This is a genomic window from Bradyrhizobium sp. USDA 4454 (assembly GCF_054822705.1).
On the sequence record NZ_JBTRCN010000001.1, the window covers coordinates 5,578,568 to 5,595,704 of the forward strand.

15 protein-coding genes are annotated in these 17,137 nt (G+C 65.6%); 8 read left to right on the forward strand and 7 right to left on the reverse strand.

What is annotated here, in order from left to right; genetic code table 11:
- Nucleotides 1–63: 63 nt before the first annotated feature.
- From ACVIW0_RS25965 to ACVIW0_RS25990, 6 genes are read left to right on the forward strand one after another with little or no spacing between them, the layout of a single operon-like run.
- On the forward strand, nucleotides 64–774 hold the full coding sequence (locus ACVIW0_RS25965) for a DUF1028 domain-containing protein (RefSeq protein WP_461354930.1): 711 nt from the start codon (nucleotides 64–66) through the stop codon (nucleotides 772–774).
- The gene (locus ACVIW0_RS25970; protein WP_461354931.1) at nucleotides 771–1,760 is read left to right on the forward strand and encodes an ABC transporter ATP-binding protein; all 990 of its coding nucleotides are present in this window, start codon (nucleotides 771–773) and stop codon (nucleotides 1,758–1,760) included. The genes ACVIW0_RS25965 and ACVIW0_RS25970 overlap by 4 nt, the downstream gene beginning before the upstream one ends.
- Nucleotides 1,757–2,860, forward strand: coding sequence for an ABC transporter ATP-binding protein (locus tag ACVIW0_RS25975; protein ID WP_461354932.1), 1,104 nt, complete (start codon nucleotides 1,757–1,759; stop codon nucleotides 2,858–2,860). Before ACVIW0_RS25970 ends, ACVIW0_RS25975 begins: the two co-directional genes overlap by 4 nt.
- A 17-nt stretch (nucleotides 2,861–2,877) precedes the next feature.
- Nucleotides 2,878–4,389 (forward strand): ABC transporter substrate-binding protein, encoded by a 1,512-nt coding sequence (locus ACVIW0_RS25980; RefSeq protein ID WP_461354933.1) that lies wholly within the window; start codon nucleotides 2,878–2,880, stop codon nucleotides 4,387–4,389.
- A gap of 31 nt (nucleotides 4,390–4,420) precedes the next feature.
- Nucleotides 4,421–5,362, forward strand: coding sequence for an ABC transporter permease (locus ACVIW0_RS25985; protein ID WP_461354934.1), 942 nt, complete (start codon nucleotides 4,421–4,423; stop codon nucleotides 5,360–5,362).
- Between the two features lie 4 nt (nucleotides 5,363–5,366).
- Entirely contained in the window at nucleotides 5,367–6,254 is an 888-nt protein-coding gene (locus ACVIW0_RS25990; RefSeq protein ID WP_461354935.1) for an ABC transporter permease, read from the forward strand.
- A gap of 148 nt (nucleotides 6,255–6,402) precedes the next feature.
- On the opposite strand, the gene cnbZ is transcribed toward ACVIW0_RS25990, so the two are convergent.
- From cnbZ to ACVIW0_RS26020, 6 genes are all read right to left on the reverse strand, one after another.
- On the reverse strand, nucleotides 6,403–7,146 hold the full coding sequence (gene cnbZ, locus ACVIW0_RS25995) for a 2-amino-5-chloromuconate deaminase CnbZ (protein WP_461354936.1): 744 nt from the start codon (nucleotides 7,144–7,146) through the stop codon (nucleotides 6,403–6,405).
- Nucleotides 7,147–7,272: 126 nt separating this feature from the next.
- Complete coding sequence (locus ACVIW0_RS26000) at nucleotides 7,273–10,374, reverse strand: multidrug efflux RND transporter permease subunit (protein WP_461354937.1); 3,102 nt, start codon at nucleotides 10,372–10,374, stop codon at nucleotides 7,273–7,275.
- Between the two features lie 83 nt (nucleotides 10,375–10,457).
- On the reverse strand, nucleotides 10,458–11,651 hold the full coding sequence (locus ACVIW0_RS26005) for an efflux RND transporter periplasmic adaptor subunit (protein WP_461354938.1): 1,194 nt from the start codon (nucleotides 11,649–11,651) through the stop codon (nucleotides 10,458–10,460).
- A gap of 1 nt (nucleotide 11,652) precedes the next feature.
- Nucleotides 11,653–12,354: a TetR/AcrR family transcriptional regulator gene (locus ACVIW0_RS26010; RefSeq protein ID WP_461354939.1), complete on the reverse strand. Its 702-nt coding sequence runs from the start codon at nucleotides 12,352–12,354 to the stop codon at nucleotides 11,653–11,655.
- Between the two features lie 64 nt (nucleotides 12,355–12,418).
- Complete coding sequence (locus ACVIW0_RS26015) at nucleotides 12,419–13,009, reverse strand: thiamine pyrophosphate-dependent enzyme (RefSeq protein WP_461354940.1); 591 nt, start codon at nucleotides 13,007–13,009, stop codon at nucleotides 12,419–12,421.
- Nucleotides 13,006–13,539, reverse strand: a complete 534-nt coding sequence (locus ACVIW0_RS26020; protein ID WP_461354941.1) for a phosphonopyruvate decarboxylase — start codon at nucleotides 13,537–13,539, stop codon at nucleotides 13,006–13,008. Before ACVIW0_RS26020 ends, ACVIW0_RS26015 begins: the two co-directional genes overlap by 4 nt.
- Nucleotides 13,540–13,756: 217 nt before the next feature.
- Between ACVIW0_RS26020 and ACVIW0_RS26025 the strand changes: the two genes are divergently transcribed.
- Entirely contained in the window at nucleotides 13,757–14,980 is a 1,224-nt protein-coding gene (locus ACVIW0_RS26025) for a cytochrome P450 (protein WP_461354942.1), read from the forward strand.
- Between the two features lie 118 nt (nucleotides 14,981–15,098).
- Nucleotides 15,099–16,313 (forward strand): ornithine--oxo-acid transaminase, encoded by a 1,215-nt coding sequence (gene rocD, locus ACVIW0_RS26030; RefSeq protein ID WP_461357425.1) that lies wholly within the window; start codon nucleotides 15,099–15,101, stop codon nucleotides 16,311–16,313.
- Nucleotides 16,314–16,807: 494 nt separating this feature from the next.
- Here rocD and ACVIW0_RS26035 read toward each other — a convergent pair whose 3' ends face one another.
- On the reverse strand, nucleotides 16,808–17,047 hold the full coding sequence (locus tag ACVIW0_RS26035) for a hypothetical protein (RefSeq protein ID WP_461354943.1): 240 nt from the start codon (nucleotides 17,045–17,047) through the stop codon (nucleotides 16,808–16,810).
- Between the last annotated feature and the right edge of the window lie 90 nt (nucleotides 17,048–17,137).

Consider the following 17,137-nt stretch of genomic DNA (forward strand, 5'->3'; position numbering starts at 1 on the left):
GAACAAGCCCCTCACCCCCACCCTCTCCCCGCGAAGAGCGGGGAGAGGGAGTAGAGACACAAGATGACCTGGTCGATCATCGCCCGCGACAGCGCCACCGGCCAGCTCGGCATTGCCGTCGCGACGCGGTTCTTCGCGGTCGGCGCGCTGGTGCCGCACATCGCGCCCGGGATCGCCGCCATCGCGACGCAGGCGCTGGTCAATCCCTATTACGGCATCGACGGCCTGGCGCTGCTGCGCGACGGCAAAAGCCCGCATGAGGTGATCGCGGAGCTGATCGCGCCCGACGGCGGCCGCGAGAGCCGGCAGGTGCATGTCATTGACAACAAGGGCCGCATCGCCGCGCATTCCGGCAAGGATTGCATCGACTGGTTCGGCCAGATCGCCGGCGACGGTTTCTCGATCGCCGGCAACATGCTGGCCGGACCTGCGGTGCTCGAGGAGACCGCGCGCGTCTATGCCGCGAGTGAACAGCTGCCGTTCGCGGAGCGGCTGATCAAGGCGATGTTCGCAGGCGAAGCGGCCGGCGGCGACAAGCGCGGCAAGCAATCGGCGGCCCTCTTGATCCATGGCAGCGAGGAATGGCCGTTGCTCGACCTGCGCGTCGATGACCACACCGATCCGTTGCGCGAGCTGGAGCGGCTGGAAGCGGTCAGCCGCGCGCACTGGGTGCCGTTCCGGGGCTTCATGCCGACCCGGGACAACCCGGCCGGAATCAGCGACCGCGCCAGGATCGACGCCGGCATCGCAGCCGCAAAAGCGGGCCGCGAATGAGTGCGGGTCCGTTGATCGAGATCGAGGACCTGCGCGTCGCCTTCCACGGCGACGACGGCCGCATCACCCATGCGGTCGACAGCGTCGACCTGTCCGTCGCCAAGGGCGCCACGCTCGGCCTGGTCGGTGAATCTGGCTGCGGCAAGAGCGTGACGTCGCTGGCGATCATGGGGCTTCTGCCAAAGCAATCCGCTGCGGTGTCCGGCGCAATCCGTTTCGACGGCTTCGACCTGCTCGAGGTGCCGGATGCGACCCTGCGCGACCTGCGCGGCAATCGGCTGGCGATGATCTTCCAGGAGCCGATGACCTCGCTCAACCCGAGCTTCAGCATCGGCGACCAGATCACCGAGACGATCTTACGTCATCGCGGCGGCTCCCGGCGCGCGGCGCGCGAACGCGCCATCGAGCTGCTGCGCCGCGTCCACATCCCCTCGCCCGAGAAACGCATCGACGAGTTTCCGCACAAGCTGTCCGGCGGCATGCGTCAGCGCGTGATGATCGCGATGGCGCTAGCCTGCGATCCGCAGCTCCTGATCGCCGATGAGCCGACCACCGCGCTCGACGTCACGCTACAGGCGCAGATCCTCGATCTGATGCGCGAGCTGAAGGCCGCCAGCGGCGCGGCGATCATCCTCATCACCCACGATCTCGGCGTCGTCGCCGAAGTCTGCGACGAGGTCGCGGTGATGTATGCCGGCGAGATCGTCGAGCGCGCCCCGGTCGACGAGCTATTTGCCAATCCGCAGCATCCCTACACGGTCGGCCTGCTCGGCTCGATCCCGCGGCTCGACCGCCGCACCAGCCATCTCGCCACCATCGAGGGCATGGTGCCGAACATGGCGACCCCGCCCGCGGGCTGCCGCTTCGCCGCGCGTTGCCCGTTCGTGGCGCATGCCTGCACAAAATCGCCGCCGCCGCTGGCGATGCTGAGCGCGAACCACGCCTCGCGCTGCCTCCGCGCGCCGCTTGAACGGCTGGTGTCATGACCGCGCTGCTCGAGGTCGAAGGGCTGGTGAAGCATTTCGTCGCCGAGCGCTCGGTGTTCGGCCGGCCGACCGCCCATGTGAAGGCAGTCGACGGCGTCAGCTTCACGGTCGAGGCCGGCAAGACGCTGGCCCTGGTCGGCGAATCCGGCTGCGGCAAATCCACCGTCAGCCGGCTGGTGCTGCGGCTGATCGAGCCGGATGCCGGCCGCGTCAGTTTCGAGGGCCGCGACCTCGGCACGCTTGATGCCGAGCAATTGCGCGCGTTCCGCCGCGACGCCCAGCTGATCTTCCAGGATCCCTACGCCTCGCTCAACCCGCGCATGACGGTGAGCCAGATCCTGGCCGAGCCGTTGGCCCTGCACAATCTCGTGCCAGCGGCCGGCCGCCGCGAGCGGGTCGAGGAGCTGCTGCGTTTGGTCGGGCTGGAGCCGCGCTTCGCCCGCCGCTACCCGCACGAATTCTCCGGCGGCCAGCGCCAGCGCATCGCGATTGCGCGCGCGCTCGCGGTCGAGCCGAAGCTGATCATCTGCGACGAGCCGGTGTCGGCGCTCGACGTCTCGATCCGCTCGCAGATCCTCAATCTGCTGCGCGACCTGCAGGATCGCTTGAAGCTCGCCTACATCTTCGTCTCGCACGATCTGGCCGTCGTGAAGCACATCGCCGACCGCGTCGCCGTGATGAATCTCGGCAGCATCGTCGAGACCGCGGATGCGCAAGCGCTGTTCACCGCGCCGCGCCACCCCTATAGCCGAGCATTGCTCTCGGCGATCCCGGTGCCCAAACCGAAGGCAAAACGCAACCGGATTGTCCTGCAAGGCGAGCTGCCGAGCGCGCTCAATCCGCCGAAGGGCTGCCGCTTCCACACAAGATGTCCCTATGCCGTCGCGCGTTGCCGCAGCGAAATGCCGCATCTCGTCGAAGATGGCACCGGACATGCAACGGCATGTCACCGGACGGCGGAGCTGCCGCCGGCGGATGCGATCGTCCCGTCCGACGGCGGCTTCTCGCCGACACTGGAAAAACTGCTCGCTGCCTTTGGCGCAGCAGAAGGGGCCGGACGGTCCGGGGTTGGTACAGGCGGGACCGAGGTCGGCGCGTGAACATAGGGAATGGTGCGATGAAGATGTTTCGTTTGGCGGCGACGGCCGCGGCGCTGTTGCTGGCGCTCGGCGCCGGCGCGCAGGCCCAGACCACGTTGCGGATCGGCCTCGCCGAGGACCCGGATATTCTCGATCCCTCGACCGCACGCACCTATGTCGGCCGGATCGTGTTTGCCGCCGTCTGCGACAAATTGTTCGACATCGACGAAAAGCTCAACATCGTGCCGCAGCTCGCGCTGTCGCACGAAACCTCGGCCGACGGCAAGGAAGTCACGATCAAACTGCGGGCCGGCGTCAAGTTCCAGGACGGCGAGCCGTTCGATGCGGAAGCCGCCAAGTTCTCGCTCGATCGCCACATGACGCTGCCGACCTCGTTCCGCAAATCGGAGCTCGCCAGCGTCGATCACGTCGAGGTGGTCGATCCGCTCACCATCAAGCTGGTGCTGAAGACGCCATACTCTCCCCTGATCGCCCAGCTCACTGACCGGTCCGGCATGATGGTGTCGCCGAAGGCGGCGAAGGAGGCCGGCGACAAGTTCGGCCTGCACCCGGTCTGCGCCGGTCCGTACAAATTCGTCGAGCGCGTGCAGCAGGACCGCATCGTGTTCGAGAAATTCGCCGACTACTGGAACAAGGACAACGTCTTCATCGATCGCATCGTCTATCTGCCGATCGTGGACGCCACGGTTCGGCTCGCCAATCTGAAATCCGGCGGGCTCGACCTGATCGAGCGCGTGCTGGCGACCGATATCAAGGACGTTCGTTCCGACCCGAAGCTGGTGCTGTCGACGGCGCCCGAGCTCGGCTATCTCGGCCTGACCATCAACATCGCCAACGACAAGGCCAAGGGACCGCTCAGCCAGTCGGTCAAGGTGCGTCAGGCGCTGGATCTGGCGATCGATCGCGAAGCGCTCAACCAGGTGGTCTTCAACGGCGAGTTCACGCCGGGCAATCAATGGGTCTCTCCGACCCATCCCTATTACCAGAAGGCGTTTCCGGTTCGCGGCGCCGACGTCGCCAAGGCCAAGGCGCTGTTGAAGGAAGCCGGCATCGCGCTGCCGGTGACCGTCGACTACATGGTGCCCAAGGGCACGGAATACGAAGCAGTCGCCCAGGTGGTCCAGTCGATGGCGGCAGAAGCCGGCTTCGACATCAAGATCCGGGTGGTCGAGTTCGCCACCACCTTCAAGCAGGCCCAGGCCGGCGAATTCCAGATATTCCAGATCAACTGGAGCGGCCGGATTGATCCCGACGGCAATTCCTACATCTTCATGCACGCGAAGGCGCCGCAGAACGACGGCGGCTATTCCAATCCGGAAGCCGACAAACTGATGGAGGACGCCCGGCTGATCGCCGATCCGGCGCAGCGCAAGGCGATCTACGAGAAGCTGACCAAAATCCTGCTCAACGACGAGCCCATCATCTACCTCTATCATCGCAAGCTGCTGATCGCGCACACGACCAGGCTCGAGGGTTACCGGCAGATACCCGACGGCCTGGTGCGCGTGGTCGGGCTGAAGTTGAAATGATCGCCACGGCGCAGGGCACGCGGGGCCGACGATGCTGAACTTCCTCGCCAAGCGGCTGGTTCAGCTGGTCCCGACGCTGTTCTTCGTGTCGATCCTGATCTTCTCGCTGCAACATCTGCTGCCGGGCGATCCCGCGCTGGTGATGGCCGGCGAGGAGCGCGACCCCGCCGTGATCGAGCAGATACGGCAGCAGTATCACCTCGATCAACCGATCCCGGTGCAATATGTCTACTGGATCAAGGGTGTGTTGTCGGGCGATTTCGGCGAATCGCTGCGCAACAAGATGCCGGTGCTGAGCCTGATCGCGCAGAAGCTGCCGGTGACGCTGCAGATCGGCGGCATGGCCATCGTGATCGCCTTCCTGATCGGCATTCCGGCCGGCATCGTCTCCGCGGTCAAGAAAGGGACCGCCTGGGACTACGGCGCCAATCTGTTCGCGCTGTGGGGCATCTCGACGCCGAATTTCTGGCTCGGCATCATGTTGATCTTCCTGTTCTCCATCAAGCTCGGCTGGTTGCCGGCCTCGGGCTACGTTCCCTTGAGCGAAAACTGGCGCGCCAGCCTGGCTGCGTCGATCATGCCGGCCTTCGTGCTCGGCAATGCGATCGCGGCGATCCTGATGCGGCATACCCGCAGTGCCATGCTGCAGGTGCTGGAGAGCGATTATGTCCGCACCGCGCGCGCCAAAGGCCTCTCCGAACGCACGGTGATCCTCAAGCACGCGATGCGCAACGCACTGACGCCGATCATCACGCTCGGCGCGCTCGAGCTCGGCACGCTGCTGTCGGGCGCAGTGCTTACCGAACAGATTTTCTCGATCCCGGGCTTCGGCAAGCTGATCGTCGATGCCGTCTTCAACCGCGACTATGCCGTCGTGCAGGGCGTGGTGCTGACCACGGCAACGATCTACATCACGCTCAATTTGATCGCCGACGTCGCCTATATCCTCGTCAACCCGCGGCTAAGGGGCTGACGCCATGACCGACGCCGCGCTCGGGCTGGTCCCGCTTGCCGCCTCCGATACGCTGGAGAGCCCGTCGCGCCGCGCCTGGCGGCGGCTGAAACGGCGCAAGGGCGCCGTCGCCGGCCTGCTGGTGATCGCTTTCTTCGTCCTGCTTGCGGTGTTCGCGCCGCTGATCGTGCCCTACGATCCGATCGCGGCAAGCTGGTCGCTGGTGCGCAAGGCGCCGTCGGCGCAGCACTGGTTCGGCACCGACGACCTCGGCCGCGATGTCCTCGCGCGTGTCGTGTACGGCACCCGCGCCTCGCTGCTGGCAGGCCTGATCTCGGTCAGCATTGCGCTGGCGATCGGCGTTCCGCTCGGCCTGCTCGCGGGCTATCGCGGCGGCTTCGTCGATGCGCTGATCGGCCGCATCACCGATGCGATGCTTGCCTGCCCGTTCCTGATCCTGGCGATCGCGCTATCGGCCTTTCTCGGCCCGAGCCTCGGCAATGCGATGATCGCGATCGGCGTCTCCGCAACCCCGATCTTCATCCGCCTGACCCGCGGCCAGGTGATCAACGTCAAGGTCGAGGACTTTGTCGAGGCGGCGCGCGCGATGGGCAATCCGCGCTGGCGCGTCGCGCTGGTCCACATCCTGCCCAACATCTTGCCGGCGCTCCTGGTGCAGGCGACGCTGTCGATCGCGGCAGCGATCATCGCCGAAGCCGCCCTCTCCTTCCTCGGCCTCGGCCAGCAGCCGCCGGCGCCGTCCTGGGGCAGCATGCTCAACGCCGCGCAGCGCTTCCTGACCAGCGCACCGTGGATGGCAATCTGGCCGGGCCTTGCGATCTTCCTGGTCGTGCTGTCGTTCAATTTGGTCGGCGACGGCCTGCGCGACGCGCTGGATCCGAAGGCGCGGTGACAGTCGGCCTCCACTCCCTCCCCGTCATCCTGAGGAGCGCGCTCTTGCGCGCGTCTCGAAGGATGAACGGCCCGGCTGGTGGCCGTCGATCCTTCGAGGCTCGCTCCGCTCGCACCTCAGGATGACGGGTCCGGCAAAGGCGATTCGTCTAAACCACCACTTCCCGCAACACCCGCCGGCAATCCATCTCGTATTCGAGATCGATCACCGGCGGGCGGCAGAAGTGCCAGGTCAGGCCGGAGCGCGTGGCGCCGCGGCGGACCAGTTCGTCGACGACAACGGGATGGATGTCGTGCACGGTGTAGGCCTGCACCGCAGTGGTGTCCTGCCAACCGAAGCTGAACTCCGCCAGACGGCGCTCCATCTCGCCTGCGGTGAAGCGGACCTTCTCCCGCCACGCGCCCGGGCTGAGATCGCGATAGCAAACGATGCGGTCGGGATAGGGGGCAGTGCCGTCGCGCGCCTCGGCGCCGCCGGCGATCACGAAGGACGGCGACGTGCTCGGGCTCGGCCGCGTGAAGGAGAATGCATGGAACGACGGCTCGGCCGGCGGATCGATCTCGGGACAGACATTGCTGCGCGCCACGGGATTGATGGTGCCGTCGAACAGGCCCCATTCGGCAAGCGTCTTGACATAGTGCTGGTTGAAGGCGCGGAAGCCGTCCTCGGTGAAGGCGGCCGGCGAGCGCAATTCGCAGGCGCAGAACGAGGTCAGCGGCTGGCCGGCGTCCTTGATGTAGGCCGCGATCCGCGCAAAGCCTTCCGCGAGCGGCAGCAGGTGATCGAAGCGGACCCGCTCGATCTCGTAGCCGGCGTTCGCCTGCGCGCCGCTCGAATATTGGAACACGGCCGGAATGAACCGGTAATTGCCTGCTGCAAATTCGCTCGCCATGCCTGATCCTCCAGGGTGGCGAGGACATTCGGCCTCGCCGTTCGGCAAGGCTATCACGAGACAAAGAAAAAGGCGGCAGTGGCTTTCGCCGGTGCCGCCTTCTCCGTGAGCATGAGCCTGGAGGGCTCAGGTTGGTTTCAGTGCGCCGCCGCGGCCTTCCAGTTCGTAGTCGGCGATCTGCTTGGCGCGGTCGGAACGGGCCGCGGCCTGGTGGTCGGTCGCGATCACCGTGTAGACCATCGGCAGCACGAACAGCGTGAACAGCGTGCCGATCGTCATGCCGGTCACGACGACGAGCCCGATCGAGAAGCGGCTGGCGGCGCCGGCACCGGTGGCGGTGAGCAGCGGCAGCAGGCCGGTGACCATCGCCGCCGTCGTCATCAGGATCGGACGCAGACGAATCCGGGCCGCCATCTCGATCGCCGAGCGGCGGTCCAGTCCCTCGTTGAGCTGCAGCTCGTTGGCGAACTCCACCATCAGGATGCCGTGCTTGGTGATCAGTCCGACCAGCGTCAGCAGACCCACCTGGGTGTAGATGTTCATCGTCGCGACGCCGAAGAACAGCGGGATCAGGGCGCCGACGATCGCCATCGGCACCGAGATCATGATCACGAACGGATCGCGCAGGCTCTCGAACTGCGCCGCCAGCACCAGGAAGATGATGATGATGGCGAACGCGAAGGTAACCAGCAGCTGATTGCCTTCGTGGACATATTGCCGCGAGTCCGCCAGGAAGTCGTAGCTGAAGCCGGACGGCAACTTCTTGGCTTCACCCTGCAGGAACTCGACCGCCTGGCCCATCGAGACGCCGGGCATCGGCACGGCCTGGAAGGTCGACGAGTTAAGCTGGTTGTAGTGGGTCAGCGCGTTCGGATCGACGCCGGTCTCGACCGACACAACGGTCGACAGCCGCACCAGCTGTCCGGTTGCGGTCGGGACGTAGTAATCGTTGAACGCTTCCGGCGCGAGCCGGGCGGCGCGCGGCACCTGCGGGATCACCTGGTAGGAGCGCCCTTCCAGATTAAAGCGGTTGACATAGTTGCCGCCGAGCAGCGTCGCCAGCGCGCCGCCGATCGACTGCATGGTGATGCCGAGGTCGCTCGCCTTGGAGCGATCGACCTTCACCCGGACCACCGGCTGGTTGAAGTCAAGGTCGCTATCGGTGACGATGAACAGGCCGCTCTTGCGCGCGGCATCCTTCAGCTTGCTCATCTGCTCGAACACCTGCTGGAAGCCGGCCGTCGACGAGATCACCATCTGCACCGGCAGACCGCCGGGACCGCCGGGCAGCGGCGGCAGGCTGAACGCGAACGCGCTGATGCCTTCGAGCTTCGACAGTTCCGCCTGCATCAGCGGCTGCAACTGCTGCGCGGTACGCTTGCGCTCATCCCACGGCTTCAACAGCGCGCCGGCGAAGCCGCCCTGCGGACCGGTGATGCCGTTCAGGATGAACCGCAAGTCGGTCTCGGGAAACTTCTGGAACTCCTTGTCCATCTTGTCGCCGTAGAAATCGATGTAGTCGATGTTGGCGTATTTCGGCGCCTTGGTCACCGCGAACACGATCCCCTGGTCCTCCTGCGGCGCCAGTTCCTTCTGGATGTGCATGTAGAGGAAGCCGACCAGGCCGAGGATGGTCAGGGCGAACAGCGCCGTGATCGGCCGGTAATCGAGCGAACGGTCGAGCAGGCGGCCGTAGCCGCGGGTCATTGCGCCAAACACACGACTGACCAGTCTGGCAAAACGCCCCTCCTCCGCACTCTTCAGGAACACGGAGCACATCATCGGCGACAGCGTCAGCGCGATCACGCCCGACACGATCACCGAGCCGGCGAGCGTGAAGGCGAATTCGCGGAACAGCGTGCCGGTCACGCCGCCGAGGAAGCCGATCGGTGCGTACACCGCCGCCAGCGTGATCGTCATCGAGATCACGGGGCCGACGATTTCGCGCGCACCCTTCAGCGACGCCTGCACGGGCGGCAGGCCCTCCTCGAGATGCCGATGGATGTTCTCCACCACGACAATGGCGTCGTCGACGACAAGGCCGATCGCCAGCACCATCGCGAGCAGCGTCAGCAGGTTGAAGCTGAAGCCGGCGGCCAGCATCAGGATGCAGACGCCGACCAGCGACAGCGGAATGGTGACGACCGGGATGATCACCGAGCGGAACGAGGCCAGGAACAGGAAGATCACGACAACGACGATCAGGACCGCTTCACCGAGCGTCTTCTCCACCTCGTCGATCGACGATTGGATGAACTTGGTGGAATCGTAGGCCACCTTCATCTTCATCGACGGCGGAAGATTGCGCTCGAGGTCGGGGAACAGCGCGCGGACGCCCTTCACCAGGCTCAGCGGGTTGCCCTGCGGCGTCGCCTTGATGCCGATGAAGATCGCGTGCTCGCCGTTGAAGGCAACGCTGGCGTCGGTCGACTGCGCCGCGAGCTCCACGGTCGCGATGTCCTCGATGCGCACGAAGCCGCCGTCCTTCGCCTTCACGATCATGCGCTTGAACTGATCGATGTTCTGCAGGTCGGTATTGGCCGAGACGTTGGAGACGATGAAGAAGCCCTTGGTCTGGCCGGCAGCCGCCTGGAAGTTGTTGGCGGCGATCGCGGCGGCGACGTCGTTGGGCGACACGCCGCGTCCGGCCATCCGGGTCGGATCGAGCCAGACGCGCATCGCGAAGGTCTGGCCGCCGAGGATGTCGGCCGATGCGACGCCGTCGACCGTCGAGAGCACCGGCTGCACGACGCGGGTCAGATAGTCCGAGATCGCCGATCCGGTCAGCTCCTCGCTGGAGAAGCCGAGATACATCACGGCGATGGTGTCACCGGTCGCCTTGGTGATGACCGGATCGAAGGCTTCCTTCGGAATTAGATATTTGACCGAGTTGACCTTGGCGAGCACCTCGGTCAGCGCCTGGTTCGGATCGTGGTTCAGCTTGATGTAGACCTGGATCGTCGAGGTGCCGAGCACCGAGTTCGACGTCATGTAGTCGACGCCCTCGGCCGAGGCGACGGCCTGCTCGATCGGCGTGGTGATGAAACCATTGATCAATTCGGGTGACGCACCGGGATAGGACGTCGTGATCGTCACCACGGTGTTCGACAGGTTCGGATATTGCCGGATCGGCAGCACCATCGCCGCGCGCAAGCCGATCAGCAGGATCAGCAGGCTGACGACGACCGACAGCACCGGGCGCTTGATGAAAATATCAGTGAAGGCCATCGCCAACTCGATTCGTGTTGTCTGCCGGTATTCGGCGCAAGTGGCGGAGGGCCAATCGGCCCTCCGAATTCAGATAGTGGAGATCAGTAACGCGGCGGCTCGGCCGGCACCGGCGGCGGCGGATCGGTCGAGATCGCGACCGCCATGCCCGACTGCAGCTTGATCTGGCCGACGCCCACGACCTTGTCGCCGGCCTTCAGGCCCTTGAGGATCTCGACGCGGCCTTCGACGCGGTTACCCGTCTTCACGAAGGTGCGCTCGGCAGTCAGGGTGGTCTTGCCGTCCTCGCCCTTCTTCTCGGTGATCAGGAATACGGAGTCGCCGTACAGCGTGTAATCGACCGCAGTTTCCGGAATGGTCACGACCGGCGGCTTCTCAGGCAACACGATCGTGGTGGTCGCGAACATGCCGGGCTTGAGGATGCTGTCCGGATTCTGGATCGTGGCCTGGACCCGGATGTTGCGGGTGTCGGTCGCGATCTGCGGCTCGATGGTCGTGATCTTGCCGTCGAAGGTGCGGCCCGGATAGGCGTCGACCGAAACCCGCACGGCCTGGCCGACCTTGATCTGCGAGCTCTGCTTCTCGGTCACGGTCAGGTTCGCGTACAGCACCGACAGATCGGTCAGCGACACGATCTGCGTCCCGGCCGTCAGATACTGGCCGACTTCGACCTGGCGAACGCCGAGATCGCCTTCGAACGGCGCGCGCACCAGCTTCTGCGAGATCAATGCTTCAGTCTTGGCAATTCCTGCCTTGGCCTGATCATAAGCCGCCTGCGCCGTATCGACGGTCGATTGCGGACCGAACTGACGCGACGCGAGCTGCTTGGCGCGGTCGAGCTGCAGTTCGGCCACCGTCGCCTGCGCCTTGTAGTTGGCAAGGTCGCCCTGCTCCGGCGCGTCGAACAGCTGCACCAGCGGAGTGCCGGCCTTCACGTGGCTGCCGGCGGTGAACAGGATCTCGGTGATGCGGCCCGGCACGTCGGTCGTGACGTTGACCTGATGCACGGCGACGAGATCGCCGACGGCGGTCAGCAGGTTCGGAATCACTTCCGTCTTCGCCTCGGCGGCCGAGACGTTCGAAGGCGGCGGCTTATTGTTGGCGAAGAACTGCGCGATCATGTGGCTGCGGAAGGCGTTGAAGCCGACCAGCGCGCCGACCAGCAGCGCCAGCAGCAACCCCACGATGATGAACCAGCGCACCAGCTTGACGGGACGCTTGGCCTGCTTCTCCTTGATCGGTTGCCCCGAGATGTGGCTTTCGGTCTGAATATTCATGTCATGCACTTTCTGCAGTTACCGACGGTCCTGCGCTCGGCGACGGCTGGCGGCCCAAATGAGTTGAAATTGCGGCTTCGGTAAGTCCGATGCCGCGAAGAATGAATTGGCAAAGCTGCCGCTCGGCCGCGGCGGCATCGCCGTACGGGAGACATGGTGTCGCAGGCAGCTGCGTCAGCGCGCCCATAAGCACGGTGTGATGCGCAAACCAGAACAGGTTGAGCGGCTCGTCGCCGATCCGGGTCGCCTCGCCGGCGGCGATCGCCCGATCGAGCGAGGCGGCGAAGGTCGGACCGATCAGCTTGCCGACCTTGTTGTAGAGCAGGCGGGCAAACTCGCCGTCGTCGAGATGGCTCGTCACCATCAGGCGCATCCGCTGCACCTCTTCCTGGTCCGGCGCATCGCGCAGCTTCATGAAGTGGCCGACCATGCCCTCCACCAGCTCGACCAGCGTCGCGGTCGAGGGCTCCTGGCCAAGCAGATGCGCGAGATCGGGATCGGCCTCGCACTCCTCGGCAAGGATTTCGGCATAGAGCGCCGCCTTCGACGGGAAGTGCTTGAATAGCAGCCCCTCCGAAATGGCAGCCGCGGCCGCCACGCTCTTTGTCGTGGTGCCGGCAAAGCCGTTGCGGGCGAAACACCGCTTTGCGGCGCTCAGGATCAACTGACGCCGCAAGTCACTCGTCATGCGTAAGGTAGACATTTGGGTCGTGAGTAATCACTCACTTTACCAAAAGTCAAGGTTCTATTGCACTGCGAAAGCCACTTTAAATTGGAGTGTGGCCGATCGACCCGCGGATGCGGTTCACGATGTAGGTGCCGTCGCGGCTCGACAGCACGCGCTCCAGATTGGCCCCGTCGATCTTCGCGCTGGCGAACCGGGGTCCCGCCGTAACGTCTTGCAAAGACAAGGCAAAAGCCTCGACCTCGGCCATCGTGCTGATCGCGCGGCTATCGCCGATTCCGCAGGACTTGGCAACACCCACGAGGTCGACGGTTCCACCGGTATGGCTGGCCTGGCCGCCGGTCTCGCCATAGGCCTCATTGTCCAGCACGATGATCGAGAGGTTTTTGGGCTGCTGCAAGCCGACAGTGGCGAGGCTCCCCATGCCCATCAGCATCTCGCCGTCGCCGGTGATCACGACGACCGGCAAGGTCGGCTGGGCCAGCGCCAGGCCGAGCCCGATCATCACGGCGCCGCCCATGCCGCCCCAGAGATAGAAGTTGCGGTCGTGGTCGCCGGCCGCGGCAATGTCATAGGTCGAGGCGCCGAGGCCGCCGACGGCGAAAGCGCCCTTGCGATCCCTGAGCAGTTCGGAAACCACGGCTCGGCGGTCGAGGAGATTGGCTTTGCTCATTTGGTGAAGACCTTTGCCCCGATCAGGCGCTGCGACAGCAGGACGGCGGTCGGCGTGCAGGCGTTGTAAGCCTGCGCTGCGCCGGCCTCGACGACCTCGCGGACTTCAGTGGGATGCGAGGCGCGCAACACCTTGATCCCGGACAATTCGAGAATGCCTTGGGTGTTTGAGCCCATCGGCACCTGCCATGGATTGAACTCGCCCCATTCGCCGCGCATCGTCACCAGCGTGAGGAACGGCAGGCGGAAGATCTGCACCAGCGACAGCATGTTGATGCAATTGCCGACGCCGCTCGACTGCATCAGCAGCACGCCGCGCTGGCCGCCGGCCCAGGCGCCCGCGAGCAGCGCCACGCCCTCCTCCTCGGTCGTCAGCGCGATACCGCGCATCGAGGTCGAACCCAGCACCCGCTCGATCAGCTCCGAATGCCCGGCGTCCGGCACGTAGGGCACCTGGCGCACCTCGAAGCGCTGCAATATCGAAAAAATCTCCTCGGGCCAGGAGGCCGCGGGCTCGGCACGGGCATGCATCGGCGTTTCCGGTTCTCTCTTGTTTGGCTTGTTTGGCCGCAACTGTAGAGGGGCGCGCGCACTTCATCAAAGCGCAATACCGCATGTGGCTCTGCGATTTACAGGCATCGCGCGGCGCGCGGCGCGCCGTTCCGTCGGCTTGCAAATTGTGTTGCGCGGCCGCCGCCCGCGGCTTACGATAGTTGCAAATGAAACTAATCAGGGTTGGATATCCGCCATGGACAGGCGCGCGCGAGAGCTGGCTGACGGCTTCGACCTGGAAAAGCTGACGCCGGAGTTCTACGCCAACCCCTACCCGACCTATCGCGCGCTGCGCGAGACCGCGCCGGTCAAGCGGCTGCCGAACGGCTGCTATTTCCTCACCCGCTACGACGACCTGATCGCCGCCTACAAGAACACCAAGGCATTCTCCTCCGACAAGAAGAAGGAGTTCCTGCCGAAATATGGCGACTCGCTGCTCTACGAGCATCACACCACGAGCCTCGTCTTCAACGATCCGCCGGCGCACACCCGCGTGCGACGCTTGATCATGGGCGCGTTGTCGCCGCGGGCGATCGCCGGCATGGAGCCGGATTTGATCGCGCTGGTCGACAGCCTGCTCGACCGGATCGCCGCGAAGGGCCGTTTCGAGCTGATCGACGATTTTGCCTCGGCGATCCCGGTCGAGGTGATCGGCAATCTGCTCGACGTGCCGCATGACGAGCGCCAGCCGCTGCGCGACTGGTCGCTGGCGATTCTCGGCGCGCTCGAGCCGGTGATCGGCAAGGAGGCGTTCGACCGCGGCAACAACGCGGTGAAGGATTTTCTCGGCTATCTCGAAACCCTCGTTGAGCGGCGCCGCGCCAAGCCGGGCAATCCCGAACGTGATGTGCTCACGCGATTGATCCAGGGCGAGGACAATGGCGAGCGGCTGACGGCAAAGGAATTGCTGCACAATTGCATCTTCCTGCTCAACGCCGGCCACGAGACGACAACCAACCTGATCGGCAACGGGCTGGTGACGCTCACCCAGAATCCGGATCAGAAGCAGCGGCTGATCGCGCAGCCCGAGCTGATCAAGACCGCGGTCGAGGAGATGCTGCGCTACGAGAGCTCGAACCAGCTCGGCAACCGGATGATCGTGGAGGAGACCGAGCTCGGCGGCATCAAGCTGCCGGCCGGCACGCTGGTCACGCTGTGCATCGGCGCCGCCAACCGCGACCCCGCGCAATTCCCCGAGCCAGAGCGCTTCGACGTCGCACGCACGCCGAACCGCCACCTCGCCTTCGGCACCGGCGCGCATCAATGCGCAGGGATGGCGCTGGCGCGCCTCGAGGGCGCCACCGCGATCTCGCGCTTCCTCAAGCGCTTCCCGAACTATGCGCTCGACGGCGAGCCGGTGCGCGGCGGCCGGGTGCGCTTCCGCGGCTTCCTCAGCGTGCCATGCCGCATCAACGCATAGGTTGTCCCCTGCGAATTTGGCCGGCGACAACACTTCCCTGTGGAGGAACTGATACCCAAATCAACTGCAGGCACGGATTGATGTAATCTCTCGTGCGCTGTAGCGGGAGTGACGCATGATGAATGCATCGGTCACTGATTTCCTCGCAACCGAAGCGCAGTTCGGCACCTACAATTACGAGCCGGTCGGGGTGGTGCTGTCCCGCGGCGAAGGCGTCTGGGTCTGGGATATCGACGGCAACCGGTATCTCGACTGTCTCTCCGCCTATTCGGCGGTGAGTCAGGGCCACTGTCATCCGAAGATCCTGGCAGCCATGATCGAGCAGGCGCGCCGGCTGACGCTGACCTCGCGTGCCTTCCACAACGACCAGCTCGCTCCCTTCTACCGCGAGCTCGCGGAGCTGACCGGCTCGCACAAGGTGCTGCCGATGAACAGCGGCGCCGAAGCGGTGGAGAGCGCGATCAAGTCGGTGCGCAAATGGGCCTATGAGGTCAAGGGCGTGCCGGATGGGCAGGCCGAGATCATCGTCTGCGCCAACAATTTTCACGGACGCACGCTCGGAATCGTAGGCTTCTCGACCGACCCGGGGTCGCGCGATCATTTTGGCCCGTTCGCGCCGGGCTTCAAGATCATCCCGTTCGGCGATGCCGCGGCGCTCGAGCAGGCAATCACGCCGAACACCGCGGCCTTCCTGGTCGAGCCGGTGCAGGGCGAGGCCGGCGTCATCCTTCCCCCGCCGGGCTATTTCGCGCGCGTGCGCGAGCTGTGCACCGCTCGCAACGTGATGCTCGTGCTCGACGAGATCCAGACCGGGCTCGGCCGCACCGGCAAGCTGCTCGCCGAGCAGCACGAGGGCATCGAGGCCGACGTGACGCTGCTCGGCAAGGCGCTGTCGGGCGGCTTCTATCCGGTGTCGGCGGTGCTCTCGAACAACGCGGTGCTCGGCACGCTGCGGCCGGGCCAGCACGGCTCGACCTTCGGCGGCAACCCGCTGGCCTGCGCGGTGGCACGCGCAGCGCTACGGGTGCTGGTCGAGGAAGGGATGATCGAGAACGCGGCGCAACAGGGCGCGCGCTTTCTCGCCGGATTGCAGGACATCCGCGCCAACGTCATCCGCGAGGTGCGCGGGCGCGGTTTGATGCTGGCGATCGAACTCCACCCGGAAGCCGGCGGCGCCCGCCGCTACTGCCTGGCGCTGCAAGCGCGCGGCATCCTCGCCAAGGACACCCACGAGCACACCATCCGGATCGCCCCGCCGCTGGTGATCACCGCAGATCAGGTCGACTGGGCAACGGAGCGGATCGCGGCCGCTTTGACGCAGGATGTCTCCTGACGGTTCCCTGCGTCGGAATTCCGCTCCGCCGGCGATGGCCAACGCGAACGATTTCGACATCTGTGCGTTGAAGCTTTGCGGGCAGGGATGGACGGAGAGCCACGCTCATGCCTCCCCACGGTATCTGCTTTGCCATGCTTCTGGCCGGCGCCGCGACGCTGACGGCGAGCGGCGCGGCCGCCCAACCACACGCAAGAGGTGGAGCCCCAGCAGCGGCGGCACGTCCGGCCGCGCCGCCCGCGATGGCGCATCCTTCCGCGCCGATGGTCCACGCCGCCCCACCCGCGATGGCGAGACCGCCCGCAATAGCTCGACCGGCCGCACCGGCCTTCCATGCCCCGCAGCGACCGGCGATGGCGCCGCGCCCGGCACCGCATTTCGCCGCCCCGTCGGTGCGCCAGGCTCCCCACATCGCCGCGCCACGCGTTGCAGCGCATCGACCCGAATTCCGCCGTGGGGCACCGCAGCGCCCTGCTCCCCATGTGGCCGCACCATCACGGCCGAGCCCGCCGGCGCGCGTGAGCGAGCGGCCGTCGCCGGCCGAGCGAATTCAACAGCGCGCGCAGCAGCGGCAGCAGCTCACGCAGCAACGGCAGCAGGCCGCGCAGCAGCGGCAGCGTGACACGCTCTCGCGCCAGACCGCGGAGCGGCAAACCCGGATCGATCGCCTGCAGCAGCGTGTGCAGCAATTGCAGTCGCAAAAGGTTCAAGGCGCACGCGCGCAACGCGCCCACGATCGCGCCCTGCAGGCGCAGAACCGCCTACTGCAGCGCGAGCAACGCTCACAGCAAGCCGACCTTGCCCGGCAGCAGCGATTGGCGCCG

Bases quoted from the DNA above. Each gene is read 5' to 3' on its own strand.
- ACVIW0_RS25975 (WP_461354932.1), top strand. From the start codon at position 1,757: ATGACCGCGCTGCTCGAGGTCGAAGGGCTGGTGAAGCATTTCGTCGCC.
- ACVIW0_RS25980 (WP_461354933.1), top strand. From the start codon at position 2,878: ATGAAGATGTTTCGTTTGGCGGCGACGGCCGCGGCGCTGTTGCTGGCG.
- ACVIW0_RS26005 (WP_461354938.1), bottom strand. From the start codon at position 11,651: ATGAATATTCAGACCGAAAGCCACATCTCGGGGCAACCGATCAAGGAG.
- ACVIW0_RS26010 (WP_461354939.1), bottom strand. From the start codon at position 12,354: ATGTCTACCTTACGCATGACGAGTGACTTGCGGCGTCAGTTGATCCTG.
- ACVIW0_RS26015 (WP_461354940.1), bottom strand. From the start codon at position 13,009: ATGAGCAAAGCCAATCTCCTCGACCGCCGAGCCGTGGTTTCCGAACTG.
- ACVIW0_RS25985 (WP_461354934.1), top strand. From the start codon at position 4,421: ATGCTGAACTTCCTCGCCAAGCGGCTGGTTCAGCTGGTCCCGACGCTG.
- ACVIW0_RS25970 (WP_461354931.1), top strand. From the start codon at position 771: ATGAGTGCGGGTCCGTTGATCGAGATCGAGGACCTGCGCGTCGCCTTC.
- ACVIW0_RS25990 (WP_461354935.1), top strand. From the start codon at position 5,367: ATGACCGACGCCGCGCTCGGGCTGGTCCCGCTTGCCGCCTCCGATACG.
- cnbZ (WP_461354936.1), bottom strand. From the start codon at position 7,146: ATGGCGAGCGAATTTGCAGCAGGCAATTACCGGTTCATTCCGGCCGTG.
- ACVIW0_RS26025 (WP_461354942.1), top strand. From the start codon at position 13,757: ATGGACAGGCGCGCGCGAGAGCTGGCTGACGGCTTCGACCTGGAAAAG.
- ACVIW0_RS26000 (WP_461354937.1), bottom strand. From the start codon at position 10,374: ATGGCCTTCACTGATATTTTCATCAAGCGCCCGGTGCTGTCGGTCGTC.
- ACVIW0_RS26020 (WP_461354941.1), bottom strand. From the start codon at position 13,539: ATGCATGCCCGTGCCGAGCCCGCGGCCTCCTGGCCCGAGGAGATTTTT.
- rocD (WP_461357425.1), top strand. From the start codon at position 15,099: ATGAATGCATCGGTCACTGATTTCCTCGCAACCGAAGCGCAGTTCGGC.
- ACVIW0_RS25965 (WP_461354930.1), top strand. From the start codon at position 64: ATGACCTGGTCGATCATCGCCCGCGACAGCGCCACCGGCCAGCTCGGC.